The sequence below is a fragment of the Streptomyces sp. Act143 genome (assembly GCF_003143935.1).
Lineage (GTDB): Bacteria > Actinomycetota > Actinomycetes > Streptomycetales > Streptomycetaceae > Streptomyces.
Genome location: NZ_QFRX01000001.1, coordinates 1,248,800 through 1,267,149, shown reverse-complemented (window position 1 = coordinate 1,267,149; position 18,350 = coordinate 1,248,800). Strand labels below are relative to the sequence as shown.

At 72.1% G+C, this 18,350-nt stretch carries 17 protein-coding genes; 7 read left to right on the top strand and 10 right to left on the bottom strand.

Going from position 1 to position 18,350, the window contains the following annotated elements:
- The first annotated feature begins 51 nt into the window (after positions 1 to 51).
- Complete coding sequence (locus DI272_RS05595; RefSeq protein ID WP_109494032.1) at positions 52 to 1,059, top strand: serine/threonine-protein kinase; 1,008 nt, start codon at positions 52 to 54, stop codon at positions 1,057 to 1,059.
- Positions 1,060 to 1,070: 11 nt separating this feature from the next.
- Here the strand turns inward: DI272_RS05595 and DI272_RS05590 are convergent, their stop codons facing one another.
- The 5 genes from DI272_RS05590 to DI272_RS05570 all read right to left on the bottom strand — a co-directional run bounded on the left by DI272_RS05590 (position 1,071) and on the right by DI272_RS05570 (position 5,404).
- Entirely contained in the window at positions 1,071 to 2,171 is a 1,101-nt protein-coding gene (locus DI272_RS05590; protein ID WP_109494031.1) for an acyltransferase family protein, read from the bottom strand.
- 60 nt (positions 2,172 to 2,231) lie between these two features.
- The gene (locus DI272_RS05585; protein ID WP_109494030.1) at positions 2,232 to 2,933 is read right to left on the bottom strand and encodes a response regulator transcription factor; all 702 of its coding nucleotides are present in this window, start codon (positions 2,931 to 2,933) and stop codon (positions 2,232 to 2,234) included.
- A gap of 179 nt (positions 2,934 to 3,112) precedes the next feature.
- The gene (locus DI272_RS05580; protein WP_109494029.1) at positions 3,113 to 4,333 is read right to left on the bottom strand and encodes an acyl-CoA dehydrogenase family protein; all 1,221 of its coding nucleotides are present in this window, start codon (positions 4,331 to 4,333) and stop codon (positions 3,113 to 3,115) included.
- A gap of 128 nt (positions 4,334 to 4,461) precedes the next feature.
- On the bottom strand, positions 4,462 to 5,076 hold the full coding sequence (locus tag DI272_RS05575) for a hypothetical protein (protein WP_258314471.1): 615 nt from the start codon (positions 5,074 to 5,076) through the stop codon (positions 4,462 to 4,464).
- On the bottom strand, positions 5,066 to 5,404 hold the full coding sequence (locus DI272_RS05570) for a hypothetical protein (RefSeq protein ID WP_109494028.1): 339 nt from the start codon (positions 5,402 to 5,404) through the stop codon (positions 5,066 to 5,068). The genes DI272_RS05575 and DI272_RS05570 overlap by 11 nt, the downstream gene beginning before the upstream one ends.
- A gap of 200 nt (positions 5,405 to 5,604) precedes the next feature.
- On the opposite strand from DI272_RS05570, the gene DI272_RS05565 reads away from it, so the two are divergent.
- On the top strand, positions 5,605 to 6,561 hold the full coding sequence (locus tag DI272_RS05565) for a zinc metalloprotease (RefSeq protein ID WP_258314470.1): 957 nt from the start codon (positions 5,605 to 5,607) through the stop codon (positions 6,559 to 6,561).
- Between the two features lie 3 nt (positions 6,562 to 6,564).
- On the opposite strand, the gene DI272_RS05560 is transcribed toward DI272_RS05565, so the two are convergent.
- The gene (locus DI272_RS05560; RefSeq protein WP_109494027.1) at positions 6,565 to 7,509 is read right to left on the bottom strand and encodes a LysR family transcriptional regulator; all 945 of its coding nucleotides are present in this window, start codon (positions 7,507 to 7,509) and stop codon (positions 6,565 to 6,567) included.
- 49 nt (positions 7,510 to 7,558) lie between these two features.
- Here DI272_RS05560 and DI272_RS05555 point away from each other — a divergent pair, with 49 nt between their 5' ends.
- Entirely contained in the window at positions 7,559 to 8,254 is a 696-nt protein-coding gene (locus DI272_RS05555) for a type 1 glutamine amidotransferase domain-containing protein (RefSeq protein WP_109494026.1), read from the top strand.
- A gap of 148 nt (positions 8,255 to 8,402) precedes the next feature.
- Here DI272_RS05555 and DI272_RS05550 read toward each other — a convergent pair whose 3' ends face one another.
- Positions 8,403 to 10,670 carry a cation-translocating P-type ATPase gene (locus tag DI272_RS05550; protein ID WP_109494025.1) on the bottom strand — a complete coding sequence of 756 codons (2,268 nt, stop codon included), beginning with the start codon at positions 10,668 to 10,670 and terminating at the stop codon, positions 8,403 to 8,405.
- Positions 10,671 to 10,852: 182 nt separating this feature from the next.
- Between DI272_RS05550 and DI272_RS05545 the strand changes: the two genes are divergently transcribed.
- Complete coding sequence (locus DI272_RS05545; RefSeq protein WP_109500696.1) at positions 10,853 to 11,770, top strand: hypothetical protein; 918 nt, start codon at positions 10,853 to 10,855, stop codon at positions 11,768 to 11,770.
- Between the two features lie 122 nt (positions 11,771 to 11,892).
- On the opposite strand, the gene DI272_RS05540 is transcribed toward DI272_RS05545, so the two are convergent.
- Together DI272_RS05540 and DI272_RS05535 are read right to left on the bottom strand one after the other, a co-directional pair.
- Positions 11,893 to 13,710, bottom strand: a complete 1,818-nt coding sequence (locus DI272_RS05540; protein WP_109494024.1) for a glycoside hydrolase family 15 protein — start codon at positions 13,708 to 13,710, stop codon at positions 11,893 to 11,895.
- A gap of 94 nt (positions 13,711 to 13,804) precedes the next feature.
- The gene (locus DI272_RS05535; RefSeq protein WP_109494023.1) at positions 13,805 to 14,584 is read right to left on the bottom strand and encodes a DeoR/GlpR family DNA-binding transcription regulator; all 780 of its coding nucleotides are present in this window, start codon (positions 14,582 to 14,584) and stop codon (positions 13,805 to 13,807) included.
- A 144-nt stretch (positions 14,585 to 14,728) separates the two neighbouring features.
- Here DI272_RS05535 and DI272_RS05530 point away from each other — a divergent pair, with 144 nt between their 5' ends.
- Together DI272_RS05530 and DI272_RS05525 are read left to right on the top strand one after the other, a co-directional pair.
- Positions 14,729 to 15,619 carry an SIS domain-containing protein gene (locus DI272_RS05530; RefSeq protein WP_109494022.1) on the top strand — a complete coding sequence of 297 codons (891 nt, stop codon included), beginning with the start codon at positions 14,729 to 14,731 and terminating at the stop codon, positions 15,617 to 15,619.
- 2 nt (positions 15,620 to 15,621) lie between these two features.
- The gene (locus DI272_RS05525; protein ID WP_109494021.1) at positions 15,622 to 16,473 is read left to right on the top strand and encodes a ketose-bisphosphate aldolase; all 852 of its coding nucleotides are present in this window, start codon (positions 15,622 to 15,624) and stop codon (positions 16,471 to 16,473) included.
- A gap of 33 nt (positions 16,474 to 16,506) precedes the next feature.
- Here the strand turns inward: DI272_RS05525 and DI272_RS05520 are convergent, their stop codons facing one another.
- Entirely contained in the window at positions 16,507 to 17,634 is a 1,128-nt protein-coding gene (locus DI272_RS05520) for a methyltransferase (protein WP_109494020.1), read from the bottom strand.
- A gap of 68 nt (positions 17,635 to 17,702) precedes the next feature.
- Here DI272_RS05520 and DI272_RS05515 point away from each other — a divergent pair, with 68 nt between their 5' ends.
- A complete protein-coding gene (locus DI272_RS05515) occupies positions 17,703 to 18,344 on the top strand; it encodes an alpha-ketoglutarate-dependent dioxygenase AlkB (RefSeq protein ID WP_109494019.1) in 642 nt (213 codons plus the stop codon).
- The last annotated feature ends 6 nt before the right edge of the window (positions 18,345 to 18,350 follow it).

The following is an 18,350-nucleotide window of genomic DNA, read 5'->3' as shown; positions in this document are numbered from 1 at the left end:
TCGTGGACCGGCGGCCTGTGTTGTGATGGAAGGCGGGGGAGGTGGACACCCATGCGCATCGCCGGCCGCTACCGCCTTGCGGAGAGCGTCGGACAGGGAGGCATGGGACGGGTGTGGCGGGCTCGCGACGAGATGCTCGAACGGCAGGTCGCGATCAAGGAGTTGTGGCTCGACGGCCCCGGCACCGACCCCGACGAACGCACCCGCCGGGAACGCGCGCTGCGCGAGGCACGGGCGAGCGCACGCATCGACCACCCGGGCGTGGTCCGCGTCTACGACGTGGCCGAGGAGGGCGACCGGCTGTGGATCGTCATGGAGTTGGTCGAGGCACCCTCGCTGGAGCAGACCGTCGCCCGGTACGGGACGCTGGGCGTGCGGGAGACGGCACGCATCGGACTCGCGCTCGCCGAGGCGCTGCGCCGGGTGCACGCCGCCGGGGTGCTGCACCGCGACGTCAAGCCCGGCAACGTCCTGCTGGGACCCGGCCGCCGGGTCGTGCTCACCGACTTCGGGATCGCCGCCGTACAGGGCGCGCAGAGCCTGACCCGGGACGGCCTGCTCGTCGGCTCCCCCGAGTACATGCCTCCGGAGCGGGCCACCGGAGGGGCGCCGGGCCCCGCCTCCGACTGGTGGTCGCTCGGCGCCACTCTCTGCACGGCGCTGACCGGCCGGTCCCCGTTCGCGCGCCCTTCGACGCCGGGGACGCTGTACGCGGTGGTCTACGAGGAACCCGAACTGCCGGGCCCGGACTGCGCGTTGACACCGCTGCTGCGCAGGCTCCTGGTCAAGGACCCGGCGCGCCGCCCGGGCGCGGACGAGATCGTGGCCGCGTTGGCCGCCGTGGCGGCACGCCCCGCCACGCGTCCGAGGGCACGCCCCGAGTCCGTGCCCGTCCGTGATGTGCGTTCCCGGCTGCTCGTCGCGCTGGTGCTGCTCGTCGCCGCGGCCGTGGTCGTCGTCATGATCATCACCCTGATCCCGTCGGGCGGCGAGACCCGCCTGCCCGAGATCACCCCGACGCCCACGGTCGCGGGCACCTCCCGGCCGCCGTCGCCGTGACGGTCCGGGCCTCACACAGGTGCGGCGACGCGTTCCCGTGACCGGTCGCGTCCGAAGGCCCACGCCATGTCCGGCTCCATGACGCAGCGGAACACCCGGCGCACGGGCGGGGTGCACAGCAACGTCACGATCACCGCGGCGACGGCCGTGACGACGACGGCGCCGAGCGGTTCGTGGGCCCGCGCGGGGTCGTACCAGCCCCAGGACGCGGCGCCCCGTGCCACGAATCCGTGCAGCAGATAGCCGTACAGCGTGCCCGCGCCCAGGGTGGTGCACCACGTCCGGCGGCCGGGCACCCACGCGAGGAAGCAGGCCACCAGCAGCGTCGAGCAGGCGAAGACGACCGGCGTCATGAACAGGCCGTACCAGCCGGGTGCCCCGAGTTCCTGGGCGCTGTCACGGTGGTAGAACCAGGCGCCGCTCAGCCGCGGCACCGCCCAGTAGGCCACGCCGAGCGCGCCCGCGAACACCGGCACCGCCAGGAGGCGCACAGAACGGCGGCGCAGCAGGCGGAAGTGGTCCGGTTTCAGACACAGGCCCAGGACGAAGTACGGCAGGAACTGGAGCGTGCGCTGGAGGTCGAGGTCCTCGCCGATCGACGGCGTCACGCTCGCCAGTACGGCGACACCGAGCGCGAGGGGCAGGGGCCACCGCACGGACCGCCACACGGGGGCGGTGAGCCGCCAGATGAACAGCGCGGCCAGGAACCACGTCAGATACAGCGGTTCCAGCAGGCTGACCGGACGGTCCGGAGCGCCGTCGGTCCAGCGTGTCCAGAGGGTGTACGCCGTCTCGAAGACGACGTACGGGAGGGCGACCCCGGTCACCAGCCGCCTGAGCCGCCGCGGGCTCGCGTCGAAGTTCCGGGAGAAATAGCCCGCCACGACGATGAACGCCGGCATGTGGAAGGCGTACACGGTCATGTAGAGCGCGCTGACCGTCCGGCTGCCGTCGCGCAGCGGCTCCCACCCGTGGCCCACCGCCACCAGCACGATGGCCAGGTACTTGGCGTTGTCGAAGAACGCGTCGCGTTTCCCGGCCGGGGCGGGACGCGGGGCCGCTCTCCGGTCGGGCGTGGGTGGCGGGACCGCGGCGGAGGGAGGCTGGGACATCCCTCGCGCCTGACCACTTCTCGGTGGCTCAAACCTCCGTGGCGAGAGGCCCGCGCACCCTCAGGCGGCGGGCCGTACCAGGCCCGTCTCGTAGGCGAAGACCACCGCGTGCACGCGGGCGCGTGCCCCGATCTTGGCGAGGATGTGGCTGACGTGGGACTTCACGGTCGTCGGGGCGATGTTCAGCCGCTCCGCGATCTCCGCATTGGACCAGCCGGAGGCGATGGCGGTCAGGACGTCGCGTTCCCGCTCGGTGAGCGTGTCCAGGCCGACCCCGGTCGTGGCGGGACGGACCGGCTGCTGCTGCTGCCGGACGGTGTCGATGAGGGCGCGGGTCAGATTCGGGGTGATGACGGCGTCCCCGACGGCCACGACCCGGATCGCCGCGACGAGTTCCTCGGGGGCGGCGCTCTCCAGGACGAAACCGCCGGCTCCGGCCCGCAGCGCGGCGTAGGCGGACTGCTCGTGGGTGTCGGGCGTCAGCACGAGCACGCGCGGCGGGCGAGCCGCCGCCTCGGAGAGGCCGGGGGAGGCCGCGAAGGCCGGGGGATGGGTGATCCGGCGGATGACATCGGTGCCGTCGGTGTCCTGGACGCGGCCGTCCAGCAGCACGACGTCCGGGCGCAGCGCGGCACTCAGGCGGAGCGCCTCGGCGCCGGTGGTCGCCTCGCCGGAGACGGTCAGGTCGGGCTGGTCCGTCAGGAGCATGCGCAGGCCGAGACGCTGGAGCGACTGGCTGCTGACGATGAGGACAGAGGTCATGGGCGACCCTCCTGAACGAAACGGTTTCGTTCGCTTGGGGTCAGCATAGTCCCGCCGCCAGAGAAACGGCATCGTTTCCCTCGTGGTCTGGATCACCTCTCCAGCGGAGCGCGAGGGCCTGCGGCTCAGCGGTGAGAGTGGCGCGAGTGCCTGGGCTCACCGGCACGACTGCCTCCGGCTCAGAGGAACGGCGTCCCCGCGTCCAGCCCGGACAGCACCCGCCCGTACAGCTCCAGATTGGTCGTCGGATTGACGAAGGAGTGCAGGTTCAGAGCGTGCAGGTCGCGTACCGCCCGCTGCACCGGCACCTCCAGGCGCAGCGAGGACGCTCCGGAGGCGGAGGCGACGAGATCTACGGCCTCCTTGCACAGTCGCGCCACATAACCGGTCTGCGCCCGGATCTTCGCGCGCTCCTCCGGCGTGAACGGCTCCCCGGCCTCGATCCGCGCGACGAAGTCGTCCGTCAGCAGCTCCGCGCAGGAGATCTTCATCGCCGCCTCGGCGGTCTGGAGATGCGTCACGGCCGCCTCGTGCTGCCGCGCATGGAACGTGTACGTGATGCCCCGCCGGTGGATGCGGTCCCGGAACCCCGCCAGGGAGGCGCGGGCCACACCGAGCGCGTGCGGGGCCGTCCACGCGCAGAACATCAGCAGGACGGGCACCCGGTAGAAGGGGTCGTCCGCGTTCGCCTTCGAGGGGAACTCGCCCGCCAGCAGCGGTTGGACGGGCAGGACGCGGTGCGCGGGCACGAGGACGTCATGGGCGACGACGCTGTTGCTGCCGGAGCCGGCCAGCCCGGAGACGTGCCAGTCGTCCAGGATCTCCAGCTCCGACATGGGCACGGCCGTCCACAGCACCTCGGGGGGACCCTCGTCCGACTCGACCCGGACCGTCAGCAGATGCCAGTCGGCGTCCTGGCAGCCGGTGGCGAAGCCCGAGGTGCCGTTGACCAGATAGCCCCCGTCCACCGCGACGGCGGTGGCGTCCGGCACGAGCGTGCCGCCGACCCGGACATCGGGGCTTGTGAAGATCTCGTCCTGCGCCTGGTCGGGGAAGAGTGCGGCGATGAACGCGCAGCCGGCCTGGATCAGGGCCGTGAACCCGGCCGAACCGCACGCCCCCGCCACCTCGGCCAGCGTGTCGACCTGGGTGCGCGGTCGCGTCTGGTAACCGCCGTACCGCCGGGGGACGTTCATCCGGTAGACGCCGGCCTCCGTGAGCGCCGCGACGACCTCGGCCGTCACCCTCCGGCGCTGCTCGGTACGCAGCGCGTGGGCCTCGATCAGCGGACGGATCTCCCTTACCCGGGCCAGGAGTTGGGAATCGGAGTCGGGGTCGGGGTCGAGGCCGGGGACGGGGACGTGGTCGGATTCGGAGCGGGGTGTCGACGCTGAAGTCATGGACGCCCTCCGGAGTTCTCTGGCAGACCGTGTCTGACGCACCATCACCGTGACGCTGTTCGGCGTCGGCCGTCAATGCCGCCTCAAGCGGCGGGAGTTGGTCTGCGTACCGAGGCGGGAGCACGCCGTCAGCTCTTCGGCAGAAACTCGCTCAGGGCGTCGATGAGGCGGTCGAGGGCGGGATGCGCGGCGGAGCGGTCGGTGACGACCGTGCGGTCGTCGAAGCGGAGCTCGTACTGGAACAGGTCCGCAGCGCCGGTGTTCACCGTGAAGTCCGGGACCTCGTCCAGTGCCGGATCGCCGAGCAGCGTCCGCAGCTCGCGGAACTCGGCCGCGCTGAGACGGTGCACCGCGGTCCTGCCGTTGTCACGGGCGTGGACGGTGCCGTCGCCGCGCAGCACCACCTGCTGGGAGACGCCGGCGAAGCCACCGCTGATGCTCAGGGACACGAGCTGCTGGCCGGGGCTGGTGACGGGGACCGGGGTGGGGGTGGGGGCGGGTGCAGAGGTGGGGGACCGCGGCGGCTTCGGCGCGGGCGACGGTGTCGAAGCCGAGGCCTCGGCCGTCACTCCCGAGCCATGCGGAGCCGAACCGCCACTCCCTTCCGTGCCGCAACCGACGAGCGTGACCGCGCCGACCACCGCCACCGCTACCGCCACGGCATGTCCGCGCACCGCACCGACCGCCGCCACGGCATGTCCGCGCATCGCACCGACCGTCTCCACCGCACCGCTACGGAACAAGATGCCCTCCGTCCGAAGCCCGTACCTTGAGGATCTGCCCGTCGACATGGAGTATCTCCAGCCGGCGCTGCTCCGTGTCGGGGAGGCTCAGCGCCAGCCGACGGCCCTCCGGGTCCGCCGACGTCCACCGGCCGGTGCGCCGGCCCGGAGTGTCGCCGCGTCCGATGAGGTGCTCGACGTACGTGCCGTCCGCGGCGAACTCCAATCCCCGGCGACCCCGCGCGGGCGGCAGCGGGTACCCGGCCGGGCGGTACACCGTCACGCCGGGGGAGTCCTCCTCGTACGCATGGACCCACGTCCCGATCAGTTCCGGCGGCGGACCGCTCATCGCCGGTCACCTCCTGTTCCGTGCATGTTGAGCAGGAAACCTGTCCAGTTGACCCGATACGGAATGCAACGCCGTACTTACTGCGGATTCCGGGATTCGGCTTACCGCGTCCGTGCGATCGCCCTACCGTAATCCTCAACGGGCCCGTTCCACCCTCACCTCCGCGCCCCGCAGGCGCGGCCATCGTCAGGCGGTGCAGCGTGCCCGAGATCGAGACCGACGAGACCACCCCCGCCCCGGCCCGCCGCGTCTGCGGCACGATGCCGGTCCACCGGCGGCTGCTGACCGAGAACCCCGCCTACGCTCTCGCGCGGGACGCGGTGGAGAACCGGGCCTTCGCCTTCGAGACCGGCCTGCAGACCTCGGCCCGCGTCGGTGTGACGGTGATCCCGGTGGTCGTGCACGTCGTCCACCACACGCCCGAGCAGAACATCGACGACGCGCAGATCGCGAGCCAGATCGAGGTCCTGAACCAGGACTACCGGATGCTCAACCCGGATGTCTCCGAGGTCCCCGCGGTCTGGCAGTCGCTCACCGCCGACTGCCGCATCGAGTTCGCGCTCGCCACTCAGGACCCCTCCGGCGGGCCCACCAGCGGGATCACCCGCACCGAGACCGCGACGGACACCTTCGGCACGGACGACGCGATCAAGTTCGCGTCGAGCGGCGGCCACGACGCCTGGCCCGCCGACCAGTACCTCAACCTCTGGGTCGCCCCGCGCATCCAGGACCCCGACCCCGGCCTCGGGGAGATCCTCGGCTACGCCCAGTTCCCGGGCGGGCCCGCCGAGACGGACGGCGTGGTCATCGGCCACGGCTTCTTCGGTACGACGGGGACGGCGCGGGCGCCGTTCAACCTGGGCCGGACCGCGACCCACGAAGTCGGCCACTGGCTCAACCTGTTCCACATCTGGGGCGACGACGGCCAGGGCTGCAGCGGCAGCGACTTCGTCGCGGACACCCCCAACGCCGGCGGCCCCAACTTCGGCATGCCCGCGTTCCCGCATGTGACGTGCAACAACGCGCCCGACGGGGACATGTTCGTGAACTACATGGACTACACGGACGACGCGGGCATGTTCATGTTCACTCAGGGGCAGGCGGCCCGGATGGACGCCACCCTCGAAGGCGCGCGCTCGTCCTTCCTGAAGCCCTGAAGATCAGGGGTTCGGCTGCTGCTCCCGGGCTGCCCTCAGCAGATGGTCGCGTACGACGGCCACGTGCGGGTTGCCCGAGACGCCGGGGCGCTGCACCAGGAAGCCGGTGTTGATGGGCGGGTCGTCCGGGTCGTGCAGCAGGACCAGCGCGCCGGACGCCAGCTCGTCGGCGCAGAGGTAGCGGGGGAGCACCGAGAAGCCCGTACCGCCCGCGACCGCCGCCCGCACCGCGGTCAGGTCGGGCATCGTCACCGCGGGCTGGCACACCAGGCGCTTGCCGAACACATGCCGCCAGTAGCGGCGCACGATGGGCAGGTCCTCGGCGTACGCGACCAGGGGGACACCGTGCAGGGCGGCGGCCCCCTCCGCCGCGATCCGGCCCGCTCCGCCGATCCGCTCCGCCCAGGCGGGCCCGGCGACCAGCACGAACTCCTCGTCGTTCAGCGGCACGGAGGTCAGGGTCCGGCCGCGCGGCCGGAACGTGGCGATCACCAGGTCGTGCCGGCCCGCACGCAGATCCTCCAGGAGCGGCTCGGTCAGCCCGGGCGTGACGCGCAGCCGTACGCCCCGTTCCACGAGCGGCGCGATGCCCGGCAGGACGGAACGGGCCAGGTACTCGGCCGGTCCGGCGAGGTGCACGGGCTCGGCCGGGGTGTCGTCGTCGGGTCGCGCCACCGAGGCCAGCGAGTCCAGGGGCTCGACGATCCGGGCGGCCAGCTCGTCCGCGTAGGGCGCGGGCGCCACCCCGCGGGCCAGCCGCTCGAACAGCTCCCGGTCCAGCTGCCGCTCCAAGGCCCGGATCTGCGTGGTCACCGTCGGCTGGGACAGGCCGAGGAGGCGGGCGGCGGCGGTGAAGGAGCCGGTGCGGTACACGGTCAGGAAGGTGCGCAGCAGGTTCAGGTCCAGCGGGCCTCCGACCGGGTGGACATTGGTTTCCCTATCTCTCATATATATGAGCCTATTGGATTTCTATGAGTGGACGACCTACGTTCGAACCATGTCAAAGATCCTCTTCGTGATGACCGGCGCCGACCACTGGACCCTCGCGGACGGCACCCCGCACCCCACCGGCTTCTGGGCCGAGGAGGCCGTCGCCCCGTACCAGGCCGTCAAGGCCGCCGGTCACGAGGTCGTCGTGGCCACTCCCGGCGGTGTCGTCCCCCCGGTCGACCAGGGCAGCCTCGCGCCCGAGTTCAACGGCGGCCAGGAAGGCGCCGACCGGACCGCCGCCGCGCTCGCCGCGATGACCGAGCTCCAGCAGCCGGTCAAGCTCGCGGACGTCGACCTCGACGACTACGCCGCCGTCTTCTACCCGGGCGGCCACGGCCCCATGGAGGACCTGGCCGTCGACGCCGACTCCGGCAAGCTGCTCACCCTCGCCCTGGAGTCGGGCAAGCCGCTCGGCGTGGTCTGCCACGGCCCGGCCGCGCTGCTCGCCGCGGTCAAGGACGACGGCACCAACTCCTTCTCGGGCTACCGGGTGGCCGCGTTCACCAACGCCGAGGAGATCCAGGGCGGCCTCGCCGACCGGGCCAAGTGGCTGCTCCAGGACCGGCTGACCGAGGCGGGCGTGCAGGTCGAGGTGGGTGAGCCGTGGACCCCGAAGGTCGTCGTCGACCGCAACCTCGTCACCGGCCAGAACCCGGCCTCCTCCGCGCCGCTCGCCGACGAGCTGCTGAAGAAGCTGGGCTGACCGGGCTCCGGCACGCGTAGGGACGACGGCCCGCTGAAGTCCTCTTCAGCGGGCCGTCGCCCGTGTCGTATGCGGTTCAGTGTTCCGTTCAGTGTGCGGTTCAGTCCATCGGCCTCTCAGTCCGTCGGCCTCTCAGCCCCGCGGCCGTTCAGTCCGCCGCCTTGAACGACCGCAGCCGCAGCGAGTTGCCCACCACGAACACCGACGAGAAGGCCATGGCCGCCCCGGCGAGCATCGGGTTGAGCAGTCCGGCCGCGGCCAACGGCAGGGCGGCCACGTTGTACGCGAACGCCCAGAACAGGTTGGACCGGATGGTGCCGAGGGTCCGCCGGGCCAGCCGGATGGCGTCCGCCGCGGCGCGCAGGTCACCGCGGACCAGGGTCAGGTCACCGGCCTCGATCGCGGCGTCCGTGCCGGTGCCCATGGCGAGCCCCAGGTCGGCCTGGGCCAGGGCGGCCGCGTCGTTGACGCCGTCGCCGACCATCGCCACCGAACGCCCCTCGCCCTGAAGGCGCTTGACGACGTCGACCTTGTCCTGCGGCAGCACCTCGGCGATGACGTGCTCGGGGGCGATGCCGACCTCGCGGGCGACGGACCGCGCCACCGCCTCGTTGTCACCGGTCAGCAGGATCGGCGTCAGACCGAGCGCCCGCAGCCGCGTGATCGCCTCCGCGCTGGTCTCCTTGACGGCGTCGGCGACTTCGAGGACCGCCCGCGCCTCGCCGTCCCAGGCGACGGCGATCGCCGTACGACCGGACTCCTCGGCCTGTGCCTTCAGCAGCGCCAGCGTTCCCGGCAGTTCCATCGCCCACTCACTGAGCAGCCGCTCCCGGCCGACCAGCACCGCGTGGCCGTCGACGATGCCCTGCACGCCGAGCCCCGGCACGTTCGCGAAGTCCTCGGGCGTCGGCAGTGAACCGAGCTTCTCCAGCGCGCCGTCGGCGACCGCACGGGCGATCGGGTGCTCCGAGGCGTGCTCCAACGCGCCCGCCAGCCGCAGGACTTCGGCCTCGTCCGTGCCGTCGGCGGTGTGCACGGCCAGCAGCGTCATCCGGCCCGTGGTGACCGTACCGGTCTTGTCGAGGACGATCGTGTCGACCTTGCGGGTGGACTCCAGGACCTCCGGGCCCTTGATGAGGATGCCGAGCTGCGCACCCCGGCCCGTGCCCACCAGCAGCGCGGTCGGTGTGGCCAGCCCCAGGGCGCACGGGCAGGCAATGATCAGCACGGCCACCGCGGCGGTGAACGCGGCCGTCAGCCCGGCGCCGTTGCCGAGCCAGAAGCCGAGGGTGCCGAGCGCGAGGGCGATCACGATCGGGACGAACACCGCGGAGATCCGGTCCGCGAGCCGCTGCGCCGCCGCCTTCCCGTTCTGCGCGTCCTCCACCAGCTTGGCCATGCGGGCGAGTTGGGTGTCGGTGCCGACCCGGGTGGCCTCGACGACGAGCCGCCCGCCGGCGTTGACCGTGGCTCCGGTGACCGCGTCGCCCGGGGCGACCTCCACCGGCACGGACTCTCCGGTCAGCATCGAGGCGTCGACGGCCGAGGAGCCCTCGACGACCGTTCCGTCGGTGGCGATCTTCTCGCCGGGCCGCACCAGGAAGCGGTCGCCGACCTTCAACTCGCCGACCGGTACCGTCTGTTCGCGACCGTCGGCGCCCAGCACGGTCACGTCCTTGGCGCCCAGCTCCAGCAGTGCCCGCAGCGCGGCGCCCGCCTTGCGCTTGGACCGCGCCTCGAAGTAGCGCCCGGCCAGGATGAAGGCGGTGACGCCGGCCGCGGCCTCCAGGTAGATGTTTCCGGCGCCGTCGCCCCGGGCGATCGTCAGCTCGAAGGGGTGTGTCATGCCCGGGGTGCCGGCGGTGCCGAGGAACAGCGCCCACAGCGACCAGCCGAACGCGGCCAGCGTGCCCACCGAGATCAACGTGTCCATGGTCGCGGCCCCGTGCCGCGCGTTGGTGAACGCCGCCTTGTGGAAGGGCCATCCGGCGTATGTCACGACCGGCGCCGCCAGGGTGAGCGACAGCCACTGCCAGTACTCGAACTGCAGGGCCGGGACCATGGCCATCGCGACGACCGGAACGGCGAGCAGCACCGCGGTCGTCAACCGCTGCCGCAGGGTGCGCAGTTCGTCGTCCACGGGCTCGTCGCCCCCGGGTTCCTCCGGCGGCGACGGCTCCTGCGCGGTGTAGCCGGTCTTCTCGACGGTCGCTATCAGGTCCTGGACCGAGACGTCACCGGCGTAGCTGACCTTCGCCTTCTCGGTGGCGTAGTTGACGGTGGCGGTGACGCCGTCCATGCGGTTGAGCTTCTTCTCGATGCGTGCGGCGCACGAGGCGCAGGTCATGCCGCCGATGGCGAGCTCGACCTCGGCAGGGACGGCCGCGGAGGGGGCTCCGGTCGCGGTGGTGTTCATCGCTGCTGCTCCTCGTGCTGATCGACAGGGGGCGGGTGTTTCCGCCGTGACCATGTATACCCCCAGGGGGTATTAGATGCAAGCGGGTCGAGCGGCTTGACTTTATACCCCCCAGGGGTATGGTCTGCGGTATCGAAGGCCCCGTGACCGACGCGGCGGCCGTGATCCACAAGGAGCTGGCCATGCATGCCGGACTCAAGATCTCCGCGTTCGCCGCAGCGCTCGCCGCGACCTTCGGTACCGCCTACGGCGTGGGCAAGGGCGTCGACCCGATCGTCACGGAGAGCGCGCCCGCCCCACATGAAAGTCACGAAGGAGGGGGTGGTGAGGCGGGGCACGAGGAGAGCCCGGCGGGCGGGCTGCAGATCTCCGAGGCCGGCTACGCCCTGGACCTGGAGACTCCGCACCTCACGGCCGGACAGCGCACCGAGCTGCGCTTCGCCGTACGGGACTCCACGGGGCGTGCCGTCACCGCGTACCAGCGCGAGCACGACAAGGAACTCCACCTCATCGTCGCCTCACGCGACCTCGTCACCTACCGGCATCTGCACCCCGTCCGCGCCGCCGACGGCACCTGGAGCATCCCCGTCGAACTGCCCCGCGCGGGCGGCTACCGCGTCTTCGCCGATTTCACCCCGGCCAAGAAGGGCGCCGAGAACCTCGTCCTCGGCGCGGACCTGGCGGCCTCGGGCAGCTACGCGCCCCAGCGGCTCCCGGCCCCGAGCGGCACCGCCGACGTCGACGGCTACAAGGTGCGGCTGAGCGGCGGGCTGACCCCGAACACCGCGACCGAGCTCAAGCTCGAGGTCACCCGCGTCGGCAGGCCCGTCACCGACCTCCAGCCCTACCTCGGTGCCTACGGTCACCTCGTCGCCCTGCGCTCCGGCGACCTGGCCTACCTGCACGTCCACCCCAACGGCGAACCGGGCGACGGCAAGACCGAGTCGGGCCCCGGCATCTCCTTCACGGCCACCGCGCCCAGTGACGGGACGTACCGCCTGTTCCTCGACTTCAAGCACCAGGGGCAGGTCCACACGGCGGCGTTCACGGTGCGGACCGGGGCCGGACACGAGGGCGCCGGGGACGGGCACGGCCACTGAGGGCCCGCCCGCCGGCCCGGACACGCGTCGACCTGCCACTGTGCCTGCGCTCCCTCAAGGTGCCCGACCCGGCACGGGGGGCGCCGGCTCAGCCCAGCGCCCGGCTCAGCCCAGCGCCCGGCTCAGCCCAGCGCCCGGTCCAGGTTGAAGGCCGCACTGATCAGCGCGAGATGGGTGAACGCCTGCGGGAAGTTGCCCTGTTGCTCGCCGGTGTGGCTGATCTCCTCGGCGTACAGGCCCAGATGGTTGGCGTACGTCAGCATCTTCTCGAAGGCGAGCCGCGCCTCGTCGACCCGGCCGGCGTGCACCATCGCCTCGACGTACCAGAAGGAGCAGATCGAGAACGTGCCCTCGTCGCCCCGCAGTCCGTCCGGGCTGGCCAGCGGGTCGTAGCGGTAGACCAGCGAGTCCGAGACCAGTTCCTGCGTCAACGCGTCCAGCGTGGACAGCCACTTGGGGTCGGTCGGCGCGATGAACTTCGACAGCGGCATCATCAGCACGGCCGCGTCCAGGACGTCACCGTCCTCGTGCTGCACGAACGCCTGCCGGGCCTCCGACCAGCCGCGGCGCATGATCCGCCGGTAGATGGTGTCGCGACACTCCCGCCAGCGCGGCAGGTCGGCGGGCAGACCGCGCCGGTTGGCCATGCGGATCGCCCGCTCGATCGCCACCCAGCACATCAGGCGCGAGTACAGGAAGTTCTTCCGGCCGCCACGGGTCTCCCAGATGCCCTCGTCGGGCTGGTCCCAGTGTTCGCACACCCACTCCACCAGGGCGCACACGTCGTCCCACTGGGCGCTGGAGATGGGCTTGGCCCACTTGTCGTACAGATAGATGGAGTCGATCAGGGCGCCGTAGATGTCGAGCTGGAGCTGATCCGAGGCCGCGTTGCCGATCCGGACCGGCGCGGAACCCTGATGCCCTTCCAGGTGCGGGAGTTCGGACTCGGCGAGGTCGGTGCGGCCGTCGATGCCGTACATGATCTGCAACGGCCCGGACGGCTTGCCGTCGCCCGGACTGACGTGCCGGGTCACGAAGTTCATGAACGCCTCGGCCTCCTCGGTGAAACCGAGGCGCAGCAGTGCGTAGACGCAGAAGGCGGCGTCGCGCACCCACACGTACCGGTAGTCCCAGTTGCGTTCGCCGCCGAGCTGCTCGGGCAGGCTCGTCGTCGGCGCGGCGACGATCGCGCCGGTCGGGGCGTAGGTGAGGAGCTTGAGGGTGAGTGCCGAGCGGTGCACCATCTCCCGCCAGCGACCGCGGTACTGGGACTGCGACAGCCAGCGCCGCCAGTACGCCACCGTCGTCGCGAACTGCTCCTCCGCCTCGGTCCGCGCGCACCGGCGCGGCGACACGTCACCGCCGACCTGGTCCAGCGCGAACACCGCCGACTCGCCCTCCGCGAGCTTGAAGTCGGCGCACGCGTCCAGGTCGTCGATCTCCAGCGGCACGGTCGCGGTCAGGCCCAGCGACAGCTTGTCCGACTCGAAGACGGCCACGTCGCCGACCATGCGCAGGCGGTGCGGCTGCCGGCCGTAGTCGAAGCGCGGGGCGACCCGGGTCCGGAACGGGATCGATCCCCGTACGCACACCACCCGGCGGATCAGCCGGTGCCGGTCGACCTCGGCCGCGTCGCCGTCCACGGGCATGAAGTCCTGGACCTCGCCGACGCCGTCCTCAGTGAAGAACCGGGTGATCAGGACGTTGGTGTCGGGGAAGTAGAACTGCTTGGTCCGGGCCGGCACCGACGCCGCGAGCTCGAACGCGCCGCCCCGCTCCGCGTCCAGGATCGCCGCGAAGACGCTCGGCGCGTCGAAGGACGGACAGCAGTACCAGTCGATCGTGCCGTCCGTGCCCACCAGGGCGACGCTGCGCAGATCGCCGATCAGCCCGTGCTCGGCGATCGGCAGATACGGCTGGTTCGTCGGCGTTCCGCTCATAGCAGCCTCCCTGGGACCCAGCGTAGGTCGATCCGGTAGCGCCGGTATCGAGAACGAGTCGGGGAGCGGCCGACCGGGGTGATCCCCGGCTCCCTCAGACCGCGATCACCCGGACCCCCGCCTCCTCGAAGCGCCGTACCGTCTCCGCGCTCACGGCGGTGTCCGTGACCAGGGTGTCCACCGACCCGGCGGGGCAGATCCGGGCGAACGCCCGCTGCCCCAGCTTGCTGGAGTCGGCGGCCACGACCACGCGCTCGGCCCGCTCGCACAGCAGCCGGTTGATCGCCGCCTCCGCCTCGTCGGCCGCGGCCGCCCCGTGCGTGACGTCGAGGGCGACCACGCCGAGCACCGCCACATCCAGGGTGATCTGGCTCAGCACGCCGTCCGCGAGCGGCCCGATGAGCTCGTACGACTGCGCCCGCGCGACCCCGCCGGTCACCACGATCTTGAACTGGGGGCGCACGGCCAGCTCGTTGGCGATGTTGAGCGCGTTGGTGACGACGGTCAGCGCGGGCGAGCCGGACCCGAGGTCGCTGCGCACCGCGAGGGCGCGCGCCACCTCGGTGGTGGTCGTCCCGCCGGTCAGCCCCACGGCCTCGCCGGGCGCGACGAGATCGGCGACCGCCTTGGCGATGCGCTGCTTCTCGGAGGCGTGCCGGGCGGTCTTGTAGCGCAGCGGCAGCTCGTACGACACCCCGTGCACGACCGCGCCGCCCCGCGTGCGCACGAGCATCTGCTGCTCGGCCAGCTGGTCGAAGTCGCGCCGGATCGTGGCGGCCGAGACCTCCAGTTCGGCGGCGGCCTCCTCGACGTCGAGCCGGCCGCGCTCCACCAGCAGCTCCAGCAGCGCCTTCCAGCGGGCGTCGCGGGACATCCGCACTCTCCCATCCTCGATCACCCGGCGACCCTAGCGCACCTCCACAGGCGTCCGAATGCTTGATTCTGCTCGGAAGGCCGCTATATCTTGCATAAACAAGCATCGATGTCATCGGTGCCATCGGTGGGGAGGGGTTGCGTCATGACGCATGTCGAGGACGAGCTGACCAGTCAGCCCGAGTGCTGGACCCGTGCGGCGAGCGAGGCGGAGGGGCACGCCGGAGCGCTGCCGGCGCCGGGGGAACGGGTCGCGATCGTGGGGTGCGGCACCTCGTACTTCATGGCGCAGTCCGCGGCCGCGCTGCGCGAAGGGGCGGGTCAGGGCGAGACGGACGCCTTCGCCGCGTCCGAGTTCCCGCAGCGGCGGTCCTACGACCGGGTCGTCGCCCTGACCCGGTCCGGCACCACCACCGAAGTCCTGGAGCTGCTGGGGCAGTTGAAGGGGCGCACACGCACCACGGCCGTCACCGCCGATCCCCGCACACCCGTCATGACCGCCGCGGACGACGTCGTCGTGCTCGACTACGCGGACGAACGGTCCGTCGTGCAGACGCGGTTCGCGACGACCGCGCTCACCCTGCTCCGGGCGCATCTCGGACTGCACCCCGGCTCCGCCGTCACCGACGCCCGCGCCGCGCTCGCCGACCCGCTGCCCGAAGGGCTGGTTCAGTGCACGCAGTTCACCTTCCTCGGCCGCGGCTGGACCGTCGGCCTGGCCAACGAGGCCGGGCTGAAGATGCGCGAGGCCGCGCTGGCCTGGACCGAGGCCTACCCGGCGATGGAGTACCGGCACGGCCCCATCAGCGTCACCACCCGCTCCACCGCGACCTGGATGCTCGGCGAGGCCCCCGACGGGCTGGCCGAACAGGTGCGGGGCACCGGCGCGTTGTGGGTCGAGGGCGGCCTCGACCCGCTCGCCGAACTGGTCCGCGCCCAGCGCCTCGCCGTGGCCGTCGCGGCGGCCCGGGGCCTCGATCCGGACCGGCCGCGCCACCTCACCCGTTCGGTGATCCTCGCCGGCGCGCAGGAGTAGCCATGCCTCTCGTGACCACCGGCGAACTCGTCACGCGGGCCGCCGCCGCGCAGTCCGCCGTCGCCGCCTTCAACGCCGTCACGCTCGAACACGTCGAGGCGATCGTCACCGGCGCGGAGTCGACCGACGCACCCGTTGTCGTGCAAGTCAGTGAGAACGCGGTCAAGTTCAGAAGGGGGCGGCTGCAACCCCTCGCCCGTGCCGCCGTCGCCGCGGCCGAACGCGCCGCCGTTCCCGTCGCGTTGCACCTCGACCACGTCCACAGCGACGTCCTGCTGCGACAGGCCGCGGACGCCGGATTCAGCTCAGTGATGTACGACGCCGCACGGCTGCCGTACGCGGAGAACCTCGCCGCCACCCGTGCCGCGGCCGACTGGGCCCACGCCCAAGGCCTCTGGATCGAGGCCGAGTTGGGTCAGATCGGCGGCAAGGACGGCGCCCCGCCGCTCGATGCCCACGCCCCCGGCGCCCGCACCGACCCCACCGAGGCCCGCGCCTTCGTGGCGGACTCCGGCGTGGACGCCCTGGCCGTGGCCGTCGGCAGTGCGCACGCCATGACCAGCCGCACCGCCACCCTCGACCACGACCTCATCGAACGCCTGGCCGCCACCCTCGACGTACCGCTCGTCCTGCACGGCTCGTCCGGGGTGCCGGACGGCGAACTGGCCACCGCCGTCACGGGCGGCATCGCCAAGGTCAACGTCGGCACCGCCCTGAGCATCGCCATGACGGGCGCCGTACGGGAGTTCCTCACCACCCATCCCGAGGCCGTCGACACGCGCGCCTACCTGGGCGTGGGGCGGGAGGCGATGGCCGCGGAGGTGGCCCGGATCATCCGGGTGCTGGCCGGCTGAGTCCGACCGGCCGGCTCCCGGGCGCCGCCGGCGCTACCGTTTGACGGCCTTCAGCACCACGAACTTCGGGTCACCGGCGACGAGTCGGCTGTTCCCGAACAGCCTGCGCAGAGTCACGTGGTACCCGAGGTGCCGGTTGCCGATCACCCACAGCTCGCCGCCCGGCCGCAACGCGCGCCGGGCGTCGGCGAACATACGGCGCGCGGTGGCGTCGGTCGTGGCCTGGTGGGAGTGGAACGGCGGGTTGTTCAGGACGAGGTCGACGCTCCCGTCCGGCACCCCGGTCAGCGCGTCCCCGACCCGGAACTCGGCGTGCCCCGGCACGCCGTTCGCCCGGTACGTCGCCTCCGCGGAGGCCACGGCCTGGAACGACTCGTCCACGAACAGCACCTCGGCCTCGGGATCGGCCAGCGCCACCGCCGTACCGACCACTCCGTTGCCGCAGCCGAGGTCCACGACGCGCCGGGCGCCCTTGCTGTCCGGCAGGTGACCCAGGAAGAACCGGGTGCCGATGTCCAGCCGGTCCGCGCAGAAGACGCCCGCGTGGTTGACGACCGTCCGCCCCGAGACCGCCCCGATGCCCTCGGGGAGGGCGTAGCGGTACGGCCACGGGTTCGGCAGCGGCTGCGCGGACGCCCGCGGCGCGCAGAAGATCAGCCGGGCCTTCTTCTCGGCGAGGGAGGTACGGGTCGGCCCGAGAATCCGCTCGAAGAGCTTCAGCGTGGAGGTGTGGATCTCCTTCACCATCCCGGTGCCGACGACGACCGTGCCCTCGTGCACCGCGGGCGCCAGCCGCAGCAGCTGGTCCTCCAGCAGGGCCAGGCTCTTCGGCACCCGTACCAGCAGCACGTCGATCCGCCCCGGCGGCGGGTCCTGGGTCGTCAGCAGCCGTACCATGCCGGTCCCGACCCCGTTGCGGGCGAGATTCGCCCGGGTCGCCTCCTGGCCCAGGTACGAGTCCGTGATCTGCGTCGGCCCGTGCGCGGCCAGCGCCGTGACCAGCGCGCCCCAGCGGTCGCCGAGGACCACGACCGTGCCGGACAGCGGGACCTCCCGCAGGTGCCGCAGCAGATATTCGTCGGCGGCGTCCCAGGCACGCAGCCGGTCACGCGGGTCCTCGGGGAAACGGGCCAGCGCGAGCTCGCCCCAGGGCGTCGTCATACGGTCGTTCATCGTGCGTCCAGGCTAGCGGAGCCGCAGCTCAGGGCTTCTCCGGCAGGATGGTCCCCATGGATGCCGAGCTGTTCCCCAGGGACCGGACCGAGGTGGCGCCGGGCGCGGTGCACGTCCCCGACTGGCTCGATGCCCCGCTGCAACGCGACCTGCTGGCCGCCTGCCGGGAGTGGGCCCGCCCGCCGGCCGGACTGCGGACTGTCCGCACGCCCGGCGGCGGCACGATGACCGCCCGGCAGGTCTGCCTGGGCCTGCACTGGTACCCCTACGGCTACGCCCGCACGGTCGTCGACGGCGACGGCACGCCCGTGAAACCGTTCCCGGAGTGGCTGGGAGAACTGGGGAGCCGCGCGGCACGGGACGCCCTCGGGGTGACGCCTCCGCCGTACGACATCGCGCTGATCAATTTCTACGACGGCGACGCCCGCATGGGCATGCACCGCGACAGCGACGAGAAGGCGGACGCGCCGGTGGTGTCGCTGAGCCTCGGCGACACCTGTGTCTTCCGGTTCGGGAACACCGAGACGCGGACGCGGCCCTGGACGGACGTCGAGCTGCGCAGCGGCGACCTCTTCGTGTTCGGCGGGCCGTCACGGCTCGCCCACCACGGCGTGCCCAAGGTGTACCCGGGCACCGCGCCCCCGGAGTTGGGGCTGACCGGGCGCCTGAACATCACGCTCAGAGTCGGTGGCCTGTAGGCAGCC

Coding starts and splice junctions, on each gene's coding strand:
- DI272_RS05535 (WP_109494023.1), bottom strand. CDS start 14,584: ATGTCCCGCGACGCCCGCTGGAAGGCGCTGCTGGAGCTGCTGGTGGAG.
- DI272_RS05545 (WP_109500696.1), top strand. CDS start 10,853: ATGCATGCCGGACTCAAGATCTCCGCGTTCGCCGCAGCGCTCGCCGCG.
- DI272_RS05550 (WP_109494025.1), bottom strand. CDS start 10,670: ATGAACACCACCGCGACCGGAGCCCCCTCCGCGGCCGTCCCTGCCGAG.
- DI272_RS05580 (WP_109494029.1), bottom strand. CDS start 4,333: ATGACTTCAGCGTCGACACCCCGCTCCGAATCCGACCACGTCCCCGTC.
- DI272_RS05595 (WP_109494032.1), top strand. CDS start 52: ATGCGCATCGCCGGCCGCTACCGCCTTGCGGAGAGCGTCGGACAGGGA.
- DI272_RS05515 (WP_109494019.1), top strand. CDS start 17,703: ATGGATGCCGAGCTGTTCCCCAGGGACCGGACCGAGGTGGCGCCGGGC.
- DI272_RS05540 (WP_109494024.1), bottom strand. CDS start 13,710: ATGAGCGGAACGCCGACGAACCAGCCGTATCTGCCGATCGCCGAGCAC.
- DI272_RS05520 (WP_109494020.1), bottom strand. CDS start 17,634: ATGACGACGCCCTGGGGCGAGCTCGCGCTGGCCCGTTTCCCCGAGGAC.
- DI272_RS05555 (WP_109494026.1), top strand. CDS start 7,559: ATGTCAAAGATCCTCTTCGTGATGACCGGCGCCGACCACTGGACCCTC.
- DI272_RS05525 (WP_109494021.1), top strand. CDS start 15,622: ATGCCTCTCGTGACCACCGGCGAACTCGTCACGCGGGCCGCCGCCGCG.
- DI272_RS05530 (WP_109494022.1), top strand. CDS start 14,729: ATGACGCATGTCGAGGACGAGCTGACCAGTCAGCCCGAGTGCTGGACC.
- DI272_RS05560 (WP_109494027.1), bottom strand. CDS start 7,509: ATGAGAGATAGGGAAACCAATGTCCACCCGGTCGGAGGCCCGCTGGAC.
- DI272_RS05590 (WP_109494031.1), bottom strand. CDS start 2,171: ATGTCCCAGCCTCCCTCCGCCGCGGTCCCGCCACCCACGCCCGACCGG.
- DI272_RS05585 (WP_109494030.1), bottom strand. CDS start 2,933: ATGACCTCTGTCCTCATCGTCAGCAGCCAGTCGCTCCAGCGTCTCGGC.
- DI272_RS05570 (WP_109494028.1), bottom strand. CDS start 5,404: ATGAGCGGTCCGCCGCCGGAACTGATCGGGACGTGGGTCCATGCGTAC.